The sequence below is a fragment of the Allobosea sp. genome, assembly GCF_030694325.1.
Classification (GTDB): domain Bacteria; phylum Pseudomonadota; class Alphaproteobacteria; order Rhizobiales; family Beijerinckiaceae; genus Allobosea.
This window is the reverse complement of sequence record NZ_JAUXYO010000171.1, coordinates 1-1,602: the sequence shown is the minus strand read 5'-3', so window position 1 is coordinate 1,602 and position 1,602 is coordinate 1. Positions and strand designations below refer to the sequence as shown.

General features: G+C 68.5%; 2 protein-coding genes. Both read right to left on the bottom strand.

What is annotated here, in order from left to right; genetic code table 11:
* The coding region (locus Q8M82_RS10690) for a TIGR03915 family putative DNA repair protein (protein WP_305691344.1) at window positions 1-534 on the bottom strand (534 nt) is incomplete at its 3' end.
* Between the two features lie 8 nt (window positions 535-542).
* On the bottom strand, window positions 543-1,602 hold a 1,060-nt coding region (locus tag Q8M82_RS10685; protein ID WP_305691343.1), incomplete at its 5' end, for a putative DNA modification/repair radical SAM protein.

Sequence of the window (1,602 nt, the reverse complement as noted above, 5' to 3'; positions counted from 1 at the left end):
CGGCGTCAGGATCGACCAGCGCATCGCCGCGAAGCGCTCGACGAAGAAGCGCGAGACCCGCTCGACGATGTGGTGCTCGGGCTCGAACCAGGCGACGAAGGCCTCCCCGCCATCGGGGCCGACGACCTCGCGAAAGCGCACGAAGGCAGTCATCTTGTGCAGGTCGCGGCGGACCGATTTCGCCATGGCCCGGGCGCGATGCACCTCGTCGTCAGTGACCACGTGAAGCAGCATCGGCTCGCGCTGGAGCCGCAGCAGCAGACGGTAGAGCAGGTCGAAACGGCCGGCATCGCGATGACAGACCACCGCCTCCGCCAGCTCGACGAACTCCCGCGGCACGCGCAGTTCCGCCCCGTTCGGCGGCAGCGGCTGCGGCTCGGCCAGCCCGGCGAAGAGCCCGGAGGCCTCCGTCCCCACCTGCCACTGGATCCGCCCTGGCGCGACATCCGCCAGCGCCAGAGTGCGCGCCTGCCGCCGCCAGCCGTCGAAATCGGCCGGGTGGTCGAGATGCGCCAGGATACCGGACTGCGCCATGGCCAGCCTTACAACAGCGCGAGCTGCTGGGGCTTCGGCGCCAGATGATGCTTCAGCCGTTCACTGTCGAGCACCGCGCCCGGCCGCCAGCCCTCCGCGACGATGAAATGGCGTAGCGTCGCCATCGAGCGCGCGATCTTGCCGACATCCTCCAAGCGCAGCCGCCGGAAACGCCGCGTCTCCAGGATCTTACCGACGCTCTTGGTCCCGAGCCCCGGCACGCGCAGCAGGGTCTCGCGGTCGGCCCGGTTGACGTCGACCGGAAAGCGCGCGCGGTGGCGCAGCGCCCAGGCGAGCTTGGGATCGACCGCGAGATCGAGCATGCCACCCGCGCCGTCGTCGAGGATCTCGCCGACCTCGAAGCCGTAGAAGCGCGTCAGCCAGTCGGCCTGGTAGAGCCGGTGCTCGCGCAGCAGCGGTGGCTCCGACAGCGGCAACTGGCGGCTGGCATCGGGGATCGGGCTGAAGGCCGAGTAATAGACCCGCCTGAGGCCGAAGGAGCCGTAAAGCTGCGCGCTGCGCTGCAGGATCGTGGCATCGCTCGTCCCGTCGGCTCCGACGATCATCTGCGTGCTCTGCCCGGCGGGCGAGAACACCGGCGCGCGCCGCGTCTTCGCCCGTTCGGCCTTGCTCTCCTCGATCTTCAGCCGCAGCCCGCCCATGGCGGCGCTGATCTCGCGCGGCCGCTTCTCGGGGGCGAAGCGCTCCAGCGAGACCTCGGTCGGCAGTTCGACATTGATCGAGACGCGGTCGGCATAGAGCCCGGCCTGCGCCACCAGGTCCGCATTGGCGCTGGGGATCAGCTTGAGGTGGATATAGCCGCGGAAGCCATGGACTATCCGCAGCGTCTGGGCGACCCGCACCAGCTCCGCCATCGTGTAATCGGGCGAGCGGATGATGCCCGAGGACAGGAACAGCCCCTCGATGTAGTTGCGCTTGTAGAAACTCAGCGTGAGGTCGACGACCTCCTCCACCGTGAAGCGCGCACGCCGGACATTGCTGGACGAGCGGTTGATGCAGAAGGCGCAATCATAGCTGCAGTAATTGGTCAGGAGGATCTTCAGCAGC